A 1,487-nucleotide genomic window follows, 5' to 3' on the forward strand; every position below is an offset into this window, starting at 1 on the left:
CGACGACCGGACGACTGCTTCAGCCGGTAGCTGTCGCCGTTCATCGTCAGGATATGAACGTGGTGTGTCAGGCGATCGAGCAGCGCGCCGGTGAGCCGCTCCGAGCCGAGGACGCTCGTCCAGTCCTCGAACGGCAGGTTCGAGGTGACGATCGTCGATCCACGCTCGTATCTCTGGGAGAAGACCTCGAACAGAAGCTCGGCACCCGTCGGCGACAGCGGAATGTAGCCGAGTTCGTCGACGATCAGGAGCTTGACGGCCTGGAGGTCGCGCTGCAGCTTCAGAAGACGTCGCTCGTCGCGGGCTTCCATGAGCTGGTGGACGAGGGAGGCGGCGGTCGTGAAGGTGACGGTGAAGCCCTTCTGGCAGGCGGCCAGCCCGAGAGCCAGCGCCACATGCGTCTTTCCGGTGCCCGAGTTGCCAAGTGCGATGACGTTCTCCCGGCGCAGGACAAACTCGCAGCGGGCAAGTTCCAGCACCAGCATCTTGTTGAGGCCGGGGATCGCCGTGAAGTCGAAGGTGTCGAAGCTTTTGACCGCCGGGAACCGCGCCGCCTTGATCCGCCGTTCGACCATGCGCCGTTCCCGGTCGATCAGCTCGAGCTCGACGAGGCGAAGCAGATAGCGGGGATGATCGACGCCGTCGCGGGCGCATTCCCGAGCCACCTTGTCGTATTCCCTGAGCACCGTCGGCAGCTTCAATTGCTTGAGGTGGTGAGCGAGCAGAACCTGCGGCGTGTCGCCGGTCGTTCCCGTCGGCATCTTCCCGGGAGCCGATTTGCCGTTCATGCCGCCCTCCCGGGAATGAGAACGGCGTAGTCGGCGGCGGCCGTCGTCCTGACGTCCATCTTCGGCAGATGCGGGTAGGCCGACAGATCGAGCCGCGGCGGGCGTCGTTCGACACGGGCCAGCGCAATCAGCTTGATGGCATCGAAGCCGATGGCACCAAGACGGATCGCCTCGGTCGCCGCCTCCGCGACAATCGGCATGGCGATCGTCTCCATCAGCCGCAGGACCTGGATGAACTCACGCTTGCCGCGGTTACCCATGCGCGCCTCAAGGAGATGGCGCAGATGCTGGAAGACTTCCGGTAACGCCCAGCCCTGCAGCGGCGCGGCCTGGTCGAGGGCGTTCGGCTTCGTCTCGATCAGCAGCAGGTAATGGAGCGGATCAAAGACGAAGGCGCCGGTGCCGTAGTCGCGCCTGTGTCGGGCGATCTCCTCGCCGGCGCACAGGATCACCACTTCGTCGACGAAGCCCTTCACCACAACGTCCCGGAAGCCGAAGCTTGTCGGCACCGAGTAGTCGTTGCCGCGATACCGGACCAGCGATGTCGACGAGACCCGGGCCGCCCGCTTCTCGCAGGGCTCGAGCGGTGTGGCCGGCAATGGCTTGAAGGCCGCAAGATCAGCGGCCAGACGCTCGCCGATCGTCTCAATATGGCGTCCGGCGCGTTCAGCCTGCCGCCGACGACATCGCTCGGCCAGC

Annotated in this window: 2 protein-coding genes; both read right to left on the reverse strand. The window is 65.4% G+C overall.

The window, feature by feature from the left end:
* On the reverse strand, positions 1-761 hold a 761-nt coding region (gene istB / locus CWC60_RS00865; RefSeq protein WP_206419697.1), incomplete at its 3' end, for an IS21-like element helper ATPase IstB.
* Between the two features lie 23 nt (positions 762-784).
* Positions 785-1,487, reverse strand: a 703-nt coding sequence (locus CWC60_RS00870) for a Mu transposase domain-containing protein (RefSeq protein ID WP_420891138.1), incomplete at its 5' end; no start/stop codon positions are given.

The sequence above is a fragment of the Minwuia thermotolerans genome (genome assembly GCF_002924445.1).
In the GTDB taxonomy this organism is placed as follows: Bacteria; Pseudomonadota; Alphaproteobacteria; order Minwuiales; family Minwuiaceae; genus Minwuia; species Minwuia thermotolerans.